The sequence below is a fragment of the Pseudodesulfovibrio pelocollis genome (genome assembly GCF_030282845.1).
In the GTDB taxonomy this organism is placed as follows: Bacteria; Desulfobacterota; Desulfovibrionia; order Desulfovibrionales; family Desulfovibrionaceae; genus Pseudodesulfovibrio; species Pseudodesulfovibrio pelocollis.
Map to the genome: position 1 here is coordinate 1 of NZ_JASTWE010000039.1, position 16,713 is coordinate 16,713.

At 64.4% G+C, this 16,713-nt stretch carries 12 protein-coding genes; 3 read left to right on the top strand and 9 right to left on the bottom strand.

What is annotated here, in order from left to right; all coding sequences use genetic code 11:
* The 3 genes from QQS14_RS12790 to hisI all read right to left on the bottom strand — a co-directional run.
* A partial coding sequence (locus tag QQS14_RS12790; RefSeq protein ID WP_285907395.1) for a molybdopterin-dependent oxidoreductase occupies window positions 1-2,491 on the bottom strand: 2,491 nt, incomplete at its 3' end.
* Between the two features lie 260 nt (window positions 2,492-2,751).
* Window positions 2,752-3,630: an ATP phosphoribosyltransferase gene (hisG, locus tag QQS14_RS12795; RefSeq protein WP_285907396.1), complete on the bottom strand. Its 879-nt coding sequence runs from the start codon at window positions 3,628-3,630 to the stop codon at window positions 2,752-2,754.
* Window positions 3,630-4,004, bottom strand: a complete 375-nt coding sequence (hisI, locus tag QQS14_RS12800) for a phosphoribosyl-AMP cyclohydrolase (RefSeq protein WP_285907397.1) — start codon at window positions 4,002-4,004, stop codon at window positions 3,630-3,632. The genes hisG and hisI overlap by 1 nt, the downstream gene beginning before the upstream one ends.
* 465 nt (window positions 4,005-4,469) lie before the next feature.
* Between hisI and QQS14_RS12805 the strand changes: the two genes are divergently transcribed.
* Complete coding sequence (locus QQS14_RS12805; protein ID WP_285907398.1) at window positions 4,470-5,633, top strand: DegT/DnrJ/EryC1/StrS family aminotransferase; 1,164 nt, start codon at window positions 4,470-4,472, stop codon at window positions 5,631-5,633.
* A 228-nt stretch (window positions 5,634-5,861) separates the two neighbouring features.
* Here the strand turns inward: QQS14_RS12805 and QQS14_RS12810 are convergent, their stop codons facing one another.
* Entirely contained in the window at window positions 5,862-6,077 is a 216-nt protein-coding gene (locus QQS14_RS12810; protein WP_285907399.1) for a hypothetical protein, read from the bottom strand.
* A gap of 227 nt (window positions 6,078-6,304) precedes the next feature.
* Here QQS14_RS12810 and QQS14_RS12815 point away from each other — a divergent pair, with 227 nt between their 5' ends.
* On the top strand, window positions 6,305-6,994 hold the full coding sequence (locus QQS14_RS12815; RefSeq protein ID WP_285907400.1) for a response regulator: 690 nt from the start codon (window positions 6,305-6,307) through the stop codon (window positions 6,992-6,994).
* Window positions 6,995-7,693: 699 nt separating this feature from the next.
* On the opposite strand, the gene QQS14_RS12820 is transcribed toward QQS14_RS12815, so the two are convergent.
* From QQS14_RS12820 to QQS14_RS12835, 4 genes are all read right to left on the bottom strand, one after another.
* Window positions 7,694-9,940 (bottom strand): vitamin B12-dependent ribonucleotide reductase, encoded by a 2,247-nt coding sequence (locus QQS14_RS12820; protein ID WP_285907401.1) that lies wholly within the window; start codon window positions 9,938-9,940, stop codon window positions 7,694-7,696.
* A gap of 185 nt (window positions 9,941-10,125) precedes the next feature.
* Complete coding sequence (locus QQS14_RS12825) at window positions 10,126-12,588, bottom strand: PAS domain S-box protein (RefSeq protein ID WP_285907402.1); 2,463 nt, start codon at window positions 12,586-12,588, stop codon at window positions 10,126-10,128.
* Window positions 12,589-12,814: 226 nt separating this feature from the next.
* Window positions 12,815-13,369 carry a MerR family transcriptional regulator gene (locus QQS14_RS12830; protein ID WP_285907403.1) on the bottom strand — a complete coding sequence of 185 codons (555 nt, stop codon included), beginning with the start codon at window positions 13,367-13,369 and terminating at the stop codon, window positions 12,815-12,817.
* 12 nt (window positions 13,370-13,381) lie between these two features.
* Entirely contained in the window at window positions 13,382-13,861 is a 480-nt protein-coding gene (locus QQS14_RS12835; protein ID WP_285907404.1) for a hypothetical protein, read from the bottom strand.
* A gap of 190 nt (window positions 13,862-14,051) precedes the next feature.
* Here QQS14_RS12835 and QQS14_RS12840 point away from each other — a divergent pair, with 190 nt between their 5' ends.
* Entirely contained in the window at window positions 14,052-15,224 is a 1,173-nt protein-coding gene (locus tag QQS14_RS12840; RefSeq protein WP_285907405.1) for a pyridoxal phosphate-dependent aminotransferase, read from the top strand.
* Between the two features lie 90 nt (window positions 15,225-15,314).
* On the opposite strand, the gene tyrS is transcribed toward QQS14_RS12840, so the two are convergent.
* Complete coding sequence (tyrS, locus tag QQS14_RS12845) at window positions 15,315-16,598, bottom strand: tyrosine--tRNA ligase (RefSeq protein ID WP_285907406.1); 1,284 nt, start codon at window positions 16,596-16,598, stop codon at window positions 15,315-15,317.
* Window positions 16,599-16,713: the final 115 nt, after the last annotated feature.

Below are 16,713 nucleotides of genomic sequence, written 5' to 3' on the forward strand. Positions count from 1 at the left end.
AGTTGTTGTTGCCGCCGCGGGCCTCCTTGCCGAAGACCTTGGAGGCCACCCGGCCATACACCCAGTGGCCCTGGCCGTAGCTCTTGGCCACAGTGCCGGGCCGCACTCCCTCCCAGACCGAGGCCGCGCAGGTGATGGACCCCACGGGCGTGGTCAGCCGGATCTGGTCGCCCGTGGCGATGCCCAGCCTGGCGGCGTCGAGGGGGTTGATCTTGGCCACGTCGTTGAAGTTCAACTCGCCGGGATCGAGGCTCTTCAGCTCCATGTACCACGGACAGTTGGCCGAGCGGCCCTCGCGGTTGAGCTTGGCCTTGTGGTCCACGAAGAGGAAGGGGTACTCGTTCCTGTCGCCGTGGACGTACGGCTCCTCGTAGTGGGGCACAAAGGCCAGCTCGCCCCGGGCCTGATACTTGGTGACTTCCAGCACCCGGTCCACGCTGACGCCGTGCTTGTCGGCGTGGCTTTGCAGCGCGTCCTTGAGGGTCTCGCTGTAGAACTCGAACATGCCGGTCTTGGTCTTCATCTTGCCCCAGCGGGCGCGGTAGGGATACGGGTCGGAGTTCCAGACGCCGACGCGCTTGAACTCCTCCCAGCCGTTGATCCTGTCGCCGCCCTGGTACTGGGCCGGGTCCCAGAGCTTGACCGTGGCCATCTTCAGAGCGAACTCGGCGAACTCCTTCTCGTTTTGCGGCGCCTTGCCCGTCTCCGGGTCCTTGAACTGCTCCACATGGTAGCGGTGCAGGTTGTCAAAGCCGCGCTCGGCCAGCTTGACGCCGAGCAGATAGGTGATCTCGGTCTCGTCGATCTTGTAGTCAAAGGGCATGTCGATGATGGGCTGCATGATGGGCACATGGCGGTAGCCCGCCCCGATGGATTTGGCGTAGCCCCACTTTTCGAAGAGGTGGTGGGTGTCCGGCAGCAGGATGTCCGCGAACCAGGAGAACTCCGAGGCGTTGGTGGTGATGTGCGTCAGGAAGGGGATCGAGGCCAGGGCCTCGTCCCAGCGCTGGGCCTGCGGGGCCGAGAAGTTGAAGTTGTTCATGTAGGCGATGGCCACCTTGATCTCGTTGGGGTCCTTGGCCAGGATGCCGTCGGCCGCGTTGTTGGTGACCACGCCCCCGCCGGACTTGCCGCCATTGAGGGCCGGGAATTCCAGCCTGCCGCGATGGTCGATCTTGCCGAACTTGCGGCCCGCGTTGGAGATCTCGTCAAAGTAGGCATCGGGCTTGGGGAAGCTGGAGGAGTATTCCTTGTTGGCCACCAGTTCGCCGCCCACGTTGTCTGGCGAGCCCACCAGCCCGTTGAGGGCATGGGCGGCCAGGCAGCCGTAGCTGCCGCGCACCTGCATGCCCGGGCCGCCGCCCACCCAGGAGATGGCCTGGGGTGCGGCCCGGGCAAAGCCGAGGGCCACGCGCCGGATCTGGTCGGACGGGATGCCGCAGCGTCCGGCGGCCCAATCCGGGGTCTTGTCCCTGAGTTCCAGGTTCCACCACTTGACCAGGCCGTGGGTGTATTTTTCCTCAAAGAGCGCTTCGTCCACCGTGGCCCCGGTCTGGAAGCGGTTCTGCCCGTCGGTGAAGTCGCCCACGAATTCGCGATACCACAGCCCCTCGGTCAGGATGACATGGGCCATGGCCGAGGCCAGTGCGCCGTCCTGGCCGGGCTCCACGGGCAGCCATTCGTCGGCCTTGGTGGCCGTGGTCGAGAGCCTCGGCTCCACCACCGCCACCTTGGCGCGGTCCAGGGCCTTGCCCCAGGCGCGGATGTAGTAGGAAACCTGCCTGTTGGTGGCCAGCGGGTCGGCCCCCCACAGCAGGATGTAGCGCGTGTTCTCGACATCGTACTGCCGGTAGCCCCAGTAGCCTTCCGTGTAGTAGGGGCCGAACTTCTCGGCCTCGGCACAGATGGAACTGTGGGAGATGTTGTTGGGCGAGCCTATGATCTTGGGCATGGAATCATACAGGATGTCGCGCATGTACGAGTACCTGCCGCGCATGAGCATGAATTTTTGCGTTTCGTTGGCGTTGCGCAGCTCCATGATCTTGTCGGCGATGGTGTCCAGCGCCTCGTCCCAGGAGATGGGCACGAAACCGGGGTCCTGGTCGCGTCCCTTGACCGGGTTGGTCCGCTTCATGGGCACCTTGATGCGGTCCGGGTCGTAGACCTGCTGGAGCGCCAGGTGCGACTTGGGACAGCACGCGCCCTGATTGACCTTGGAGTGCGGATTGCCGCGCACCTTCACCGCCCTGCCGTCCACCACATAGACTTGCAGCGCGCACCAGGAGGTACACCCCTGGCAGGTTCCGGGCTTCCATTCCCCCATGTCCCGGGCCGCAGCTGGCTCGGCCGCCGCAGCCGTGTCGGGCGCCAGGGCCGTCAGCACGGGCGGCACCACCCCGGCCATTGCCGCGCAGGCCGCTGCACCCTTGACAAAGGTCCGCCGGGACACGCCGGTGCTTTTCGGTCGCGGATTTCGGTCTGCTCTGCTCATACTCCCCTCCGATGGCTTTTCGTTTTCATGGCTGGTCCTCGACCATGAATGCACACTCGCTATGGATACTCACACTTGATTTGAATATTGCCACAAGATTGCCCTTTGGACAATCGTAAATCTTCGCGACATCGGCATGTTCCGAGCATGATCCCGGCAGCGCGTGCCCCGGCGACCTTTGGCACGGAAAAGGCCGGAAGCCCCGTGCGGGTGCTTCCGGCCTTGCAAAGCCGTTGTTCGCCCCGGGTCGGGGCGCGGTGCTAGATGACCTTGTTCAGCGGGTATTCGATGATGCCCTCGGCCCCGAAGGCCTTGAGCCTGGGGATGAGGTCGCGCACAATCTTCTCCTCCACCATGACCTCCACCGAGAGCCAGGCCGGGTCTTGCAGCTCGGCCACGGTGGGCGAGTTGAGGCTGGGCAGGGAGCCGTTGAGCTCGGCCAGCTTGCTCTTGGGCAGGTTCATCTTCAGCCCGACCATGCGGCTCGCCTTGAGGGCGCCCTGGAGCAGCATGTTGATCTCCTCGATGAGCTGGCGCTTCCTGGGATCGGCCCAGGCCGCCTTGTTGGCGATGAGCTGGGTGTTGGTCTGCATCAGTTCGGCGATGATGCGCAGGCCGTTGGCCCGGATGGTGGTGCCGGTCTCGGTGATCTCCACCACCGCGTCGCACAGCCCCTCGACCACCTTGGCCTCGGTGGTGCCCCAGGAGAATGAGACGTCCACGTCCACGCCCAGGGACGCGAAGTATTCGCGGGTGAAGCCCACCAGCTCGGTGGCGATCTTCTTGCCCTGGAGATCCTCGGGCCGCTTGTAGGGCGAGTCGCCCCGGACGCAGAGCACCCAGCGCGCCTTGCGGTTGCTCACCTTGGAGTAGATGAGGTCATCGACCACCACCACGTCGGACTTGTTCTCCCTGATCCAGTCCATGCCGGTCAGGCCGACATCGAAGGTGCCGTTTTCCACATACATGGACATCTCCTGGGCGCGGGCCAGGGAGCACTTGATGCGCTCGTCGTCGATGTCCGGGAAGTAGTTGCGGTCGTGGAGCTTGATCTTCCATCCGGCCTTGCCGAACAGGTTGATGGTCGCATCCTGGAGGGAGCCCTTGGGAACGCCGAGTCGAAGGAATTGGGTGGACATTATTTGTATACCTCTTTGGGGTCGAAGACGAGGGGGGAGCACTCCCGCACCTCGCCGTCCGCAAGTTCGCGATAGAAGCAGCTGCGGTAGCCCTTGTGGCAGGCCGCGCCGCCGATCTGGTCGATGAGAAAGAGGACGGTGTCGTCGTCGCAATCGATGCGGATGGACTTCACCGCCTGGATATGGCCCGAGGTACCGCCCTTATGCCATAACTCCTGACGGCTGCGGCTCCAATAGTGAACCTCGCCGGTCTCAAGCGTCTTGTTCCAAGATTCCTCGTTCATGTAGGCCATCATCAGGACTTCGCCGGTCTCGGCGTCCTGGGCGATGGCCGGGACAAGCCCGTCCATTTTCTCAAAATCAGGTCTGATCATGCGGTACCTCGTATCAGATGGCTTTGGTCCGGTCCATCTGCGGGCCGGGCGAGTTACATAACGAAAGCCCGTTCAAAGCGCAACCGATGGGTTTGCGGTGTCGCGCAACCGTCACCAAGGGGGCAAATCGCGATTCGTGCTAAAGCCGTATTCACGGCAACCACGCGCAGGGAGCCGATCTGGTCATAATGCAGGGTGAATACTTGGCCGTCGTCGCGGCGCATGGCGTGGGTGGGCGGAAGAAGATGCACCATACGAAACCGCCCCGGAGATAGAAATCTGCCGGGGCGGTTGGTTACTTGTCTTGTTTCCCGATGCGGGAGGGTGATCGGAGGAACCAGGCCAGGATGGGGATGGCACTTCAGTGTTCGCCCTGGCCCCGGGACCATACCCATTTACCGCCGGGCCGGTATCTGCTACTTCTCCCCACGACACGAGACGTGTCCACAAAGGAGTGATGCGAGCATGCCCGTTCGTTCAAAAGAGAATTTCCTCATCTTCGGCTCCCCGCGCATCGAGCAGGAGGAGATCGACGAGGTGGTGGCCTCCATGGAGGTCGGCTGGCTCGGCACCGGCCCCAAGGTGGCTCGGTTCGAGCGCGAGTTTTCCGCCTATGTGGGCGCGCCCCACGCCGCGGCCTGCAACTCGTGCACCGCAGCCCTGCACCTGGCCCTGGTGGCCCTGGGGCTCAAGCCCGGCGACGAGGTCATCACCACGCCGCTGACCTTTTGCGCCTCGGTCAACGCCATCATCCACGCCGGGTGCACCCCGGTGCTGGCCGACATCGACCCGCACACCCAGAACATCGACCCCGCGCGCATCCGCGAGAAGATCACCAGCCGCACCCGGGCCATCCTGCCTGTCCATTTCGCGGGCCGCTCCTGCGACATGGACGCCATCATGGCCATCGCGGCCGAGCACTCCCTCAAGGTGGTGGAGGACTGCGCCCACGCCATCGAGACCACCTGGAAGGGGCGCCACGCGGGCACCTTCGGCGACTTCGGCTGCTTCAGCTTCTACGTCACCAAGAACGTCTGCACCGGCGAGGGCGGCATGGTCGTGGCCGCAGGCGAGGACGCCATCCGCCACGTCAAGGTGCTGGGCCTGCACGGCATGAGCGCCGACGCCTGGAAGCGCTTCTCCGACGAGGGGTACAAGCACTATCAGGTGGTGGAGGCCGGGTTCAAATACAACATGATGGACCTTCAGGCCGCCATCGGCATCCACCAGCTTGCGCGGGTGGAGAAATATTTCGTGCGCCGTTGCGGGATATGGGACATGTACCAGGACGCCTTTGCCGACCTGCCCCTGACCCTGCCCGCGCCCGAGGAGCCGGACACCCGCCACGCCCGCCATCTCTATACCATCCTGGTGGACCCGGCCGCCTGCGGGGTGGAGCGCGACGACTTCCTGATGCGCATCACCCGCGAGGGCATCGGCGTGGGCGTCCACTACCTGAGCATCCCGGAGCAGCCCTACTACCGCGAGCGGTTCGGCTGGACCCTGGACGACACCCCCCACGCCGTGCGCATCGGCCGCCAGACCGTGAGCCTGCCCCTCTCCGCCAAGCTCACCGACGGGGACGTGGCCGACGTCATCGAGGCCGTCAAACGCTCCCTGGGGGCCTGAGCCCGACAACGACCCGCACGAAAAAGCCCGGCACAACGCCGGGCTTTTCGCAAATGGATGAGAAGGGTTCCGTGCCTAGTGATGCTTGTAAGAAACCAAAGTCGCGGGCTGTTCAAAAATGGTGAGATGCTAGGCGCGAAAAAAGGTCAAGGCCGAAGCGTACTTCCTGTACGCGAGGGTTTGAGCTTTTTGAAGCAACGACGCAGATCGCCATTTTTCAACAGCCCGCTAGCAGTCGTGGAAGTCCTTGTTGATATAGAAGCACAGGTCGAACAGATTGTGCACCATCTCGTCCACCAGCTCCTCCGAATCAGCTCCGGCCATCTCCACGCTCATGGTCTTGTTGACGATCTTCGAGAACAGCATCCCGATGAGCTGGTCATCGTACATCGTCCAATACTTGCTCCCGGAAGGGAATTTCTTGTCGAATCCGTGGTAGTACATGCGTGTCTCCCTCCGTCGAGAGTGCGCGCCCCGCGGCGGCCTCAATCCCTCTATCGGCCTGATGGGCCAACCCCTTAAGGGGAAAAGTTCGTCCTGGCATCGTCAGCGACTTTCTCCCGGACAGGTGACATTTCGTTGCGATAAAGTTACTGGTTTGTCACACCGCCGTGACGGCTCGTGAGGTATAGCAGGCCGTAACAATTCACCTGCCAGCAAGGAGACGCGCCGTGTCCGCCCACAAGATACTGGTGGTCGAGGACCACAAAGACACCCGGGAGCTGCTCAAGTACAACCTGACCGCCGCCGGATTCGACGTGGCCGCCGCAGAGGATGGTCCCTCGGGCCTGGCCCTGGCCGAAGCCTTCCGGCCCGACATCGTGCTGCTCGATCTGATGATGCCCGGCATGGACGGACTCGAAGTCTGCCGCCAGATCAAGGGGACCGCCGCCCTGTCGCGCATCCCGGTGATCATGCTCACGGCCAAGGGCGAGGAGATCGACAAGATCGTGGGCCTGGAGCTCGGAGCCGACGACTACATCGTCAAGCCCTTTTCCCCGCGCGAGCTGGTGCTGCGCATCAAGGCCGTGCTGCGCCGGGTGGGCGGCCACGACCTCAAGACCCCCAAGGCCTGGGAGCGCGAGGGATTGCGCGTCGATTTCGAGGCTCACCGCATCACCGTGGACGGCGAAGAGGCCCCCCTGACCGCCACGGAATTCAAGCTGCTCACCGTGCTTATCTCCGGCAGCGGCAAGGTCCAGACCCGTGACAACCTCCTGGACACCGTCTGGGATACCCACTTCGAAGGCTACTCCCGCACCGTGGACACCCACGTGCGCCGACTGCGCCAGAAACTCGGCCCCTACGCCGACTGGATAGAAACCGTCCGGGGCGTCGGCTACCGCTTTCGAGCTGCTTAGATCAACAGAAGAAGGAAGAGCCGTCGCTGTCGCTCCTCCAAGCTTTTTGAATGCCCTCCCCTGCTTGATCCGCTTCGCGTCTCTCTGCCCTTCGGGCAGCGCACTTCGTGCGACGCTGGATTCCCTTCGGTCACCGGCGGGGTTACAATCTGCGTGGCTGCTCCCGAATCAAGTCGCCGAAGCGGCTCCGTGATTCGAAGAGCCGCAGCCCTCGCATGGTCAGCTTCTAGGCCTTAGGAGACTTAAGGGCTGGGGCACTCGGAGGACGGAAACCCACGGTCGCGGTAGGCCGGATGGCCTGCGATCACGTGAGTTTTTCTTCATATCCACGCTGGTCACATCATTCCCGGCTTTGCTTCGGCAGACCCGCAATGGGCGGGAGCGTCGCAGCGCCAGTTCGTCGGGGCGCGTCTCGGGCGAAACCCGGCGGAGGCGGAGTCTTCGACGCCGACAACTGTTTCGCCAGCGGCCCGACGTTACTGGAGCGCGGCGCGGGAGACCCGATCACAGGTCTTCAAAGAGCGACTTTTGCTTACTTTTGGGCGCTCCGGTCCAATAGTAAGTCGGCCCGAAGGGACGAAACCCATCCCATAAAAACCGCCGCAGGCGGCTTCCTCTTCCCTCTTCCTCCTCTTCGCCAAAACAAAGCGGCCGGGGGCATCACCCCCGGCCGCTGAAACTCTCGTTGGTGCGCGCGCCCTAGCCGCACTTGGTGAAGGCGCACGCCTTGCAGATATGGCACCCTTCCTCAAAGACCAGCGGCTCGCCGCACTCCGGGCACATCTCCCTGTTCAGGGAGGCCACCCCCCCATTGATCTTGGCCCCTTGAAGGTAGCGCGACTCGAACACATGGGCGATGGCGTCCGGGATGGACTTGACCAGATGCTTCTTCATGAATTTGGGGTTCTCGCCGCCGATGCCCTTGAGCTGTTCCACTATCTCGCGCACTTCAACGCCGGAGCGCAGGGCCAGGGAGACCAGTCGGCCGATGGCCTCGGCCTTGGCCGTGATGGATCCGCCGGACTTGCCGATGGTGGCGAAGACCTCGAAGGGTTTGCCCTCCATCTCGTTGACGGTCAGAAAGAGCATGCCCAGGCCGGTGGGGATCTTCTGGGTGAAGCCGTAGATGACGTCGGGCCGCGCCTTGACCACGGATTTTCCGCTCTTGGCGTCGTCCTGTTTCTTGTCGCCGTCGCCGGTGCAGAGCACTTGGGAGGTCTTGGAGCCGTCGCGGTACACGGTGACGCCCTTGCAGCCGTATTCGTAGGCCTTCCAGTAGATGTCCCAGATGTCTTCCCTGGTGGCCGAGCCGGGCAGGTTGACGGTCTTGGACACGGCATTGTCCGTGAATTTCTGGAAGGCGGCCTGCATCTTGAGGTGCCAGATGGGTTCGATGTCCATGGCCGTGACAAAGACGCGGCGCAGCTCTTCGGGCAGGTGGTCCATCTTCCTGATGGTGCCGACCTTGGAGATCTCCTCCATGAGCTTGGGCGAGTGGGCGTCGGCCTCCCTGAGGGCGGCCTCGAAGAAGGGGTTGCTCTCCACCAGCTTGTCGTTGTCCATGACGTTGCGCACGAAGCTGAGGGCGAAGAGCGGCTCGACCCCGGAGGAGCAGCCGCCGATGATGGACAGAGTGCCGGTGGGCGCGATGGTGGTGGTGGTGGCGTTGCGGTAGGGGCCGAGGTTGGCCTTGCCGAACACGGATTCGGCGTAGGCCGGGAACGGTCCGCGCTCGGCGGCCAGCTGCTTGGACGCGCTGCGCGCCTCGTCGCGCACAAACTTCATGACCCGCTCGGCCAGGTCCACGGCGGTCTGCGAGTTGTAGGGCACGCGCAGCTGGTAGAGCAGGTCGGCCCAGCCCATGACGCCCAGGCCGATCTTGCGGTTCTTGCCGACCATCTCGGTGATCTGGGGCAGGGGGTAGACCGAGGCGTCGATGACGTTGTCGAGGAAGCGCACCGAGAGGTGGATGATGCGGCGCAGCTCGTCCCAGTCGATTTCCGAGTCCTTGCCGTTCTTGCCCTTGGCATAGCAGTTGCCGAGGTTGATGGAGCCGAGGTTGCATGCCTCGTAGGGCAGCAGTGGCTGCTCGCCGCAGGGGTTGGTGGACTCGATGTCGCCCTGGTCCGGGGTGGGGTTGTCGCGATTGATGCGGTCGAGAAAGACGATGCCCGGGTCGCCGGACTCCCACGCCTTCTGGACCAGAATGTTGAAGACATCGCGGGCACCCAGGCTGCCCACGGCCTGGCCGGAGTTGGGGGCCACCAGGTCGAAGTCCTCGTTCTTTTCCACGGCGCGCATGAAGGCTTCGGTCAGGCCGATGGAGAGGTTGAAGTTGTTCAGTTCGCCGTCGCGTTCCTTGGCCTTGATGAACTCCATGATATCGGGATGGTCCACGCGCAGGATGCCCATGTTGGCCCCGCGCCGGGTGCCGCCCTGCTTGATCTGCTCGGTGGCGCAGTTGAAGATGCGCAGGAACGAAAGCGGGCCCGAGGCCACGCCGCCGGTGGAGCCGACCACCGAATCCTTGGCCCGCAGCCGCGAGAAGGAAAAGCCCGTGCCGCCGCCGGACTTGTGGATCATGGCCGCGTGCTTGACCGCGTCGAAGATGTCCTCGATGGAGTCGCCCACCGGGAGCACGAAGCAGGCCGCCAGCTGGCCCAGGCCCGTGCCCGCGTTCATCAGCGTGGGCGAGTTGGGCAGGAAGGAATAGGAGGTCATCAGGTCGTAGAAGTCCCGTGCCAGGGCGGCGGGCTTGGCCGTGGACTTTTCGTATTTGGATTCCTCGGCCGCGATGGAAAAGGCCACCCGCCAGAACATCTCCTTGACCGTTTCGTAGACAACGCCCTCGGTGTCCTTTTTCTGGTAGCGCCGGGCAAGGACTATCTTTGCGTTTTCGTTGATGATCGGGTCGGGCAGTTGGGCTGGCATTTTCATCTTGGACATGGGCGGACCTCGTCTGAACACTTGAAATGTTGAAGTCTTTTATGAAAATCGCCGAAAAACGGCGGACGGCTAGAGATTGTCTAGACTACAAAAAGAGGCGGCAAAAGGCCAGAGCAAATTGTGCGGGAGCGGAAAAAGATCGGGGCAGGGCGCGGCAGAGGCGCGGCAGCGCGCCCGACGGTGCGTCATGTATCGTGTCGGGTTTCGTCCTCGGCGCGGGGTTGGGCTGTGGGCCTGTCGTCGTTTCCGGGATGGGGGTCTGCGGCATGGCGCACGGGCAGGCGCACGGTCATGGTGGTGCCTTCTTCCTCGGAGGTGGTGAAGTCGATGGTGCCGCCCAGGGCGGTGGTGACCAGCTTGGCCGTGTAGGTGCCAAGGCCGGTGCCGTGGATTTTGTCCGAGGTGACGTATTTTTCGAAGAACGAGTCGCGGATGGCCTCGGGGATGGCGCCTGTGTTGTGCACGGTGACGATGTGCTGGTCTGCGGTGCGCAGGTCCAGGGTCACGGTGGAGCCCTCGGGCGAGGCCTCTACCGCGTTCTTGATCAGGTTGGAGAACAGGGCGTAGCAGAGCAGTTCCTCGGCGCGGACCATGAAGACGTTGTTGGGCCCCGTGGGTTCGCCGCCGAGGTTCACGGCCATGGACACCTTTGATGACCGCAGCACGGGCTTGAGGTCCTCGATGACTGCCGAGGCCACGGCCAGCAGGTCCACAGGGACCGGCGAGAGGGTGTAGGTGCCCGCCTCCATCTTGTACAGGGCGCGCGACATGTCGATGATGTTGAGCATGCGGCGGCTGGCCTGCTTGACGCTTTCGAGCAGTTCGCGCTGGTCCGGGGTGAGGTTGTCGGCCCGGTCAAAGAGGGTGAACAGGGTCTGCACGGCCAGCGTGGGCGAGCGCAGGTCGTGGCGCACCAGCCGCTCCACATCTTCGCGCAGGGTCTCCACCCGCTTGCGCTCGGTGATGTCGAAGATGAAGGCGATGGCCACCTCGGTGCCCTTGAAGAGCAGGTGGTAGGCGGTGACCTCCACGGGCAGGGCGGTGTCGTCCCGTGTGCGGGCCTTGGTCTCCAGGGTGACCACCTGGTTCTGCTTGAACCGCTCCCACAGCTCGGGCCACTGTTCGCGGGTGATCTCCCGGGTGACGTCGGCCACGGTCTTGCGCTTGAGTTCGCCGCGCGTGTAGCCGAGCATGCGGGCGGCGGTCAGGTTGGCGTAGACGATGCGCCCGGACGGCCGGATGCGCAGCACGCCCATGGCCGCGTTGTCCACGGCAAACTGGGTCAGCCGCAGCTCCTCCTCGGCCAGGAGGCGGTGGGTGATGTCCGTGCCGTAGGAGATGGTGGCCAGCCCGTCTTCGCCATCGCCGGTGACAGAGTTGCGCCAGAGGATGTGCCGGGTGTCGCCGCTCTTGGTCAGCAGGGGGCTCTCGAAGGTGTCGGAGGTGCTGCGCACACCCTCGTTGACCAGCCGCGAGAATTCGTCCCAGACAAAGGGGAACCGCTCCCGGGGCACCACCAGATCAAACCAGTTGCGGCCCAGAAGCTCCTCCCGCGAGTAGCCGGTGACGGCCTCGCCCGCCCGGTTGAAGAGGCGCACGTGCCCGGCGTAGTCGAGCCCGACGATGATCACGTCCGCAGACTCGATGATTCGCTGGGTGGCCTCGTGGGCGCGGCGGTATTCGGCCTCGGCCCGTTTGCGCCGTTCGATCTCGCGCGCCAGTCGGCGGTTCCAGAGGAAGAAGAGCGTCAGCAGGAAGGCTGCGCCCGCGGCCACCATGCCGACCATGCGCCAGACCCGGGGCCGCTCCACCCACCGGCTGTCGCGCAGCACGGTCCAGTAGTCGCGGATGCCCTCGCGCTCCTCCTTGGTGATGGAGGCCAGGGCGCGGTTGACCAGGACGAGCAGTTCGGGCCAGTCCTTGCGCACCCCCATGGAGAGGCGCGAGGAGTATTCGGTGATGGCCGCGATGCGGATGGAGGCGATGCCCTGCTCCCGGGCGAGATGGCTGATGGTCGCCTCGCCCGCCACAAAGGCGGCGGCCCGGCCCGAGACCAGGGCGCTCAGCCCGGCCTCGGCGCTGGCAACGGGCAGAACCTGGATGGCCGGGTGGTCTTCGGGAATGCGCCGCTGGGGGATGTGCCCTTCCACCACGGCCACCACCTGCCCGGCCAGGTCGTCGAGCCCGGCGATCATGGGGTGCTCGGACCGGGTGGCGATGACGATGGGCAGGAGCAGATAGGGCTCGGAGATGAGCATGGCGTCGGAGTATCCGGGGTCGGCAGGCAGCGCGCCCACCATGTCCACCTCGCCCGCCTTGGCCAGCTCCCACAGGGCCGAGAGGCTTGAGGCGCGCACCCGCCTCGGCTTGAGGCCCAGCTTGCGGGTGACGATGTCCATATAGGCCGGGGCCATGCCCTGGATGGCTCCGTCGCTGCCCCGGAAGACGATGGGCGGCGAACCCACCCACATGCCAAGGCGCAGGTCCGCGTGGGCGTCGAGCCAGGCCCGCTCCTCGGCGGTGATGTAGAAGGTGCCGGGCTGTGCGGCTGTCTGGTCGTCCTGGGACGCAGCGGGCGTGCAGGCCATGGCCCAGACGAGGCACAGCAGGGTCAGGATAACTCCCAGGTGGCGGCAACGGCTCGGCATGCATGATCCCGTATCAAAGGCTTCAGGGCGTGACTCGACGACAGGACCCAAGACGCCCGGCAAAGAAGCCGGAATTACTTCATATCGCATTTTGACCCCGGCGACAAACAGGGAGTCGGGCAGGGGACGAAAAAATAAAAGGGAGTCGCACCGATCGTGCGACTCCCTGCCGTGGGTGGATGGAGCCCATTCCTTCATCTGCCTTGAAGCGCATATCCACGCGCCGCTACTCGCGGCTGACGTTGCTTGTCGCCGCAAGGGCGGCAGCAGCGTTTCGAATGGCGCGGATTCCGCTTTCCGGGATATTGAGCATTCGCAGAAACCGTTCGTGTTTTTCCGGGGCCGTGCGCTCGAAATCCGCATGCCAGCGGTCCATGTCCGTCTCGGAGAATCCGGCGGCGGCCAACAGCGACACCCAGGTATCCTTGTCCATGGGCGCGTTCAGGGCCAACAGGTCGGACCGGCCAAGGAGCCCGGCCACGAGGCGCTGCTGACTGCGCAGGATCTCCATCTCCTCGTTGAGCTCCAGCAACCGCTCCTCAAGGGTCTCGGCCAGAACGGTCCCCGCGGGATCGTCGAGGATGCGGCCTATCTGCCCAAGGGCCATCCCCGCCTTCCGATACTGGCAGATACGGGCCAGACGCGCCCTGTCCTCCACGGAATAGCGCCGGTATTCGCCACTGGCGTGACCCGCGGGGCGCAACAGACCGATCCGGTCATAATAGAGCAGGGTCGAGCGCGACAACCCGTATTCCCTGGCCAGTCTCCCTATGGTGCACATGTTTGCCTCCCCCTAGCTGCCCTTCTCCTCCTGGCCGGTCAGCGTGCGGCCCGTGTCGAGGTAGTGCCGGAGCTTTGCCTCCAGGGACGCCATCTCTGTCCGAAACGCCTCTTCCGCAACCGCCACACCGATGTCCTTGCCGTCCAGCGGCGTGATGTGATGGGTCCAGACCATCCGAGTCGCGCCGTTGTCGGGCAACAGGGTGATCGCATACCGGACGGCGCACCGCTTCGACACCAGCACGAACTCCAGCCGCTCCACCGGCTCGAACCGGCTGGTGACCCAGACCTCCTCCCCGTCCGCAGGGAAATTGGTCCTGAAGACGCACCCCAGTTCGTTGACGCCGGACACGCTGTGCAGCATCTCGCATTTCCACACGTCAATCCAGTCGTATTCGCGCACCGGGCACAGGAGCGGCCAGATATCCACGGCCTTGTGCTCAAGGCGCATCATGGTGGAAAGGGTCACGGTTTTCACAGGATGATCAGCCATGGTTTTCTCCTTGTCGGTTCAGTTCAATCAACGTCCAAACGCCATGACTGACCCATGAACCCGTAGACAGGTCAACATTTCGGGCGACTTTTTTCGCCCGGCCGGGAAATCGGATTTACCTTCGATTTTTTTTGGTCTATTGGGGCTGGGGAGCGGTGTGTCCAACCTTTTTCACGCAAGAGAGCGTCGCATGCGAATTTCCGACCGTCTGGAGAGGATCAAGCCTTCGGCCACCCTGGCCGTCAACGCCAGGGCGCAGGAACTCAAGGCCCAGGGCCGGGAGATCATCAGCCTGGCCGTGGGCCAGCCCGATTTCGGCACGCCCGCCCATGTCTGCGAGGCGGCCAAGGCCGCCCTGGACGAGGGGTTCACCCGCTACACGCCGGTGCCGGGCATTCCCGAGCTGCGCGAGGCCGTGGCCGGATACTATGGCCGGTTCTACGGGGCCAAGGCCTCGGCCGACAACGCCATCGTCAGCAACGGCGGCAAGCAGGTGCTCTACAACCTGCTCATGGCCCTGCTCAATCCCGGCGACGAGGTGCTCGTGCCGGCCCCCTACTGGGTCAGCTACCCGGCCATGGTCCAGCTGGCGGACGGGGTGTCCGTGTTCGTGCCCACCACGGCCGACCAGGATTACCTCGTGACCCCGGACGCCCTGGAGGCGGCGCGCACGGAAAGGACCCGCGTCCTCATCCTCAACTCGCCCTCCAACCCCACCGGCTGCTGCTATACCCAGGCCCAGCTGGAGGCCATTGCCGCCTGGGCGCGGGCCAAGGGCGTCTTTGTCATCTCTGACGAGGTGTACGACCGGCTGGTCTACGCCCCGGCCGAGCCCGCGTCCCTGGCCAAGACCTGGGAGGCCCACCCCGAGACCATCGCCATCGTGGGGGCGCTCTCCAAGTCCTTTTGCATGACCGGCTGGCGCGTGGGCTACGCCCTGGCCCACGAGGCGCTGGTCAAGGCCATGTCCAAGATTCAGGGCCAGTCCACCTCCAACGTCAACTCCATTGCCCAGAAGGCGGCGCTGACGGCCCTCAGCGGCTCCTGGGACATCGTGGACGAGATGAAGCGCGCCTTTGTTCGTCGCCGCGACATCGCGTACGAGATCATCACCGGCTGGGGCGCGCAGTGTCCCAAGCCCGCCGGAGCCTTTTACCTCTTTCCGGTGCTCGACCGTTTTTACACCCCGGACGCCCCCGACTCGGCGGCCATGTGCACCAAGCTCCTCGACGAGGCGGGCGTGGCCCTGGTACCCGGCTCCGCCTTTGGCGACGACAAGTGCATCCGCTTCTCCTACGCCGTGGACGACGACACCCTGCGCACCGCCCTGGACAAGGTGGGCCGGGTCCTGATCGGCACGTAGGCGCTTCCCTTCGACACAAAGAAAGGCGGGCCTGCCGGAGTTGTTCCGGCAGGCCCGCGTCGTTGGTGCTCTCGGGAGGCAGCGTGCTTGCTAGCCCCGGGTGACGAGGCCGTAGTTCTTCTTGCCCTTGCGGATGATCAGGACTTCGCCGCCCATGAAATCGGACTCGGCCACATCCTGGTCCTCGTCAACGCGCTCGCCGTTGATGTAGACGCCGCCGCCCTGGATGTCCTTGCGGGCCTGTCCCTTGGAGGTGGCCAGCTTGAGGTCCAGCAGGATCTGGGGCAGGTCGGGCACGGTGCCGGGCGCGTAGTGGCAGTGGGGCGCGGTCTCCAGCGCGGCGCGCAGGGTGGCCGGGTCCACGCCCTTGATGGTGCCGCCGCCGAACAGGGCCTCGGTGGCGGCCATGACCCGGTCCAGCTCGGGCTGGCCGTGGACCATGCGCGTGACCTCCTCGGCCAGCCGCTTCTGGGCGGTGCGCAGGTGCGGGGCTGCGGCCAGCTCCCTTTCCAGGGCCGCGATCTCCTCCTGGTCCAGGAAGGTGAAGAGCTTGAGGAACCTGATCACGTCGCGGTCGTCGGTGTTGATGAAGAACTGGTAGAAGGCGTAGGGCGGCGTCAGGTCCGGACTGAGGTATATGGCGCCCTTCTCGCTCTTGCCGAACTTCTTGCCCGAGGCCGTGGTGATCAACGGGAAGGTCAGGGCGTAGACCTCTTCCTGGGTGTTCTCCTCCTGGGCGCACTTCTTGCGCACCAGCTCGCAGCCTGCGGTGATGTTGCCCCACTGGTCGCCGCCGCCGATCTGCAGGCGGCATCCCTTGGTCTTGAAGAGATGGTAGTAGTCGTATCCCTGGAGGACCATGTAGCTGAACTCGGTGTAGGAAATGCCCACGTCCTCGCGGTCGAGGCGGCCCTTGACCGATTCCTTCTGGAGCATCCAGTTGATGGTGAAGTACCGGCCCACGTCGCGCAGCAGCTCGATGGTGGTCAGGTCCTTGGTCCAGATGTAGTTGTTGGTGATCTCCGGGCGCTCGCCGGTGTTGCGCTCGAAGAAGCGGCGCACCTGGGCCTTGATCTTCTCGGAGCGGGCGTCCACATCCTCCTGGCGGGAGAGTTCGCGCTCCTTGTCCTTGCCCGAGGGGTCGCCGATGAGGCCCGTGGCCCCGCCCAGCAGAAAGATGGGATTGTGTCCGGCGCGCTTCATGCGCGCAAGGCAGAGCAGGGGCACGAGATTGCCGATGTGCAGGCTCTCGGCAGTGGGGTCGAACCCGCAATACATGGTCGCTCCCTGCCCGGACAGATAGGTGCGCACCTTGTCCTCGTCAGAGACCTGATTGATCAGCCCGCGCCACTGCAATTCGTCGTAGATGTTCATCGAATCCTCATTGTTTCCGTGCGAATATCACTTGTCATGTCCGCATCCGCGCGGCCCTTTCCTGCCGGAGCCGGGCGCTGAGCACCGCTTGGCCGGAGGTATCATCTAAGTCAAA

Coding starts and splice junctions, on each gene's coding strand:
- QQS14_RS12835 (WP_285907404.1), bottom strand. CDS start 13,861: ATGGCTGATCATCCTGTGAAAACCGTGACCCTTTCCACCATGATGCGC.
- QQS14_RS12810 (WP_285907399.1), bottom strand. CDS start 6,077: ATGTACTACCACGGATTCGACAAGAAATTCCCTTCCGGGAGCAAGTAT.
- QQS14_RS12820 (WP_285907401.1), bottom strand. CDS start 9,940: ATGTCCAAGATGAAAATGCCAGCCCAACTGCCCGACCCGATCATCAAC.
- QQS14_RS12840 (WP_285907405.1), top strand. CDS start 14,052: ATGCGAATTTCCGACCGTCTGGAGAGGATCAAGCCTTCGGCCACCCTG.
- hisG (WP_285907396.1), bottom strand. CDS start 3,630: ATGTCCACCCAATTCCTTCGACTCGGCGTTCCCAAGGGCTCCCTCCAG.
- QQS14_RS12805 (WP_285907398.1), top strand. CDS start 4,470: ATGCCCGTTCGTTCAAAAGAGAATTTCCTCATCTTCGGCTCCCCGCGC.
- hisI (WP_285907397.1), bottom strand. CDS start 4,004: ATGATCAGACCTGATTTTGAGAAAATGGACGGGCTTGTCCCGGCCATC.
- QQS14_RS12825 (WP_285907402.1), bottom strand. CDS start 12,588: ATGCCGAGCCGTTGCCGCCACCTGGGAGTTATCCTGACCCTGCTGTGC.
- QQS14_RS12830 (WP_285907403.1), bottom strand. CDS start 13,369: ATGTGCACCATAGGGAGACTGGCCAGGGAATACGGGTTGTCGCGCTCG.
- tyrS (WP_285907406.1), bottom strand. CDS start 16,598: ATGAACATCTACGACGAATTGCAGTGGCGCGGGCTGATCAATCAGGTC.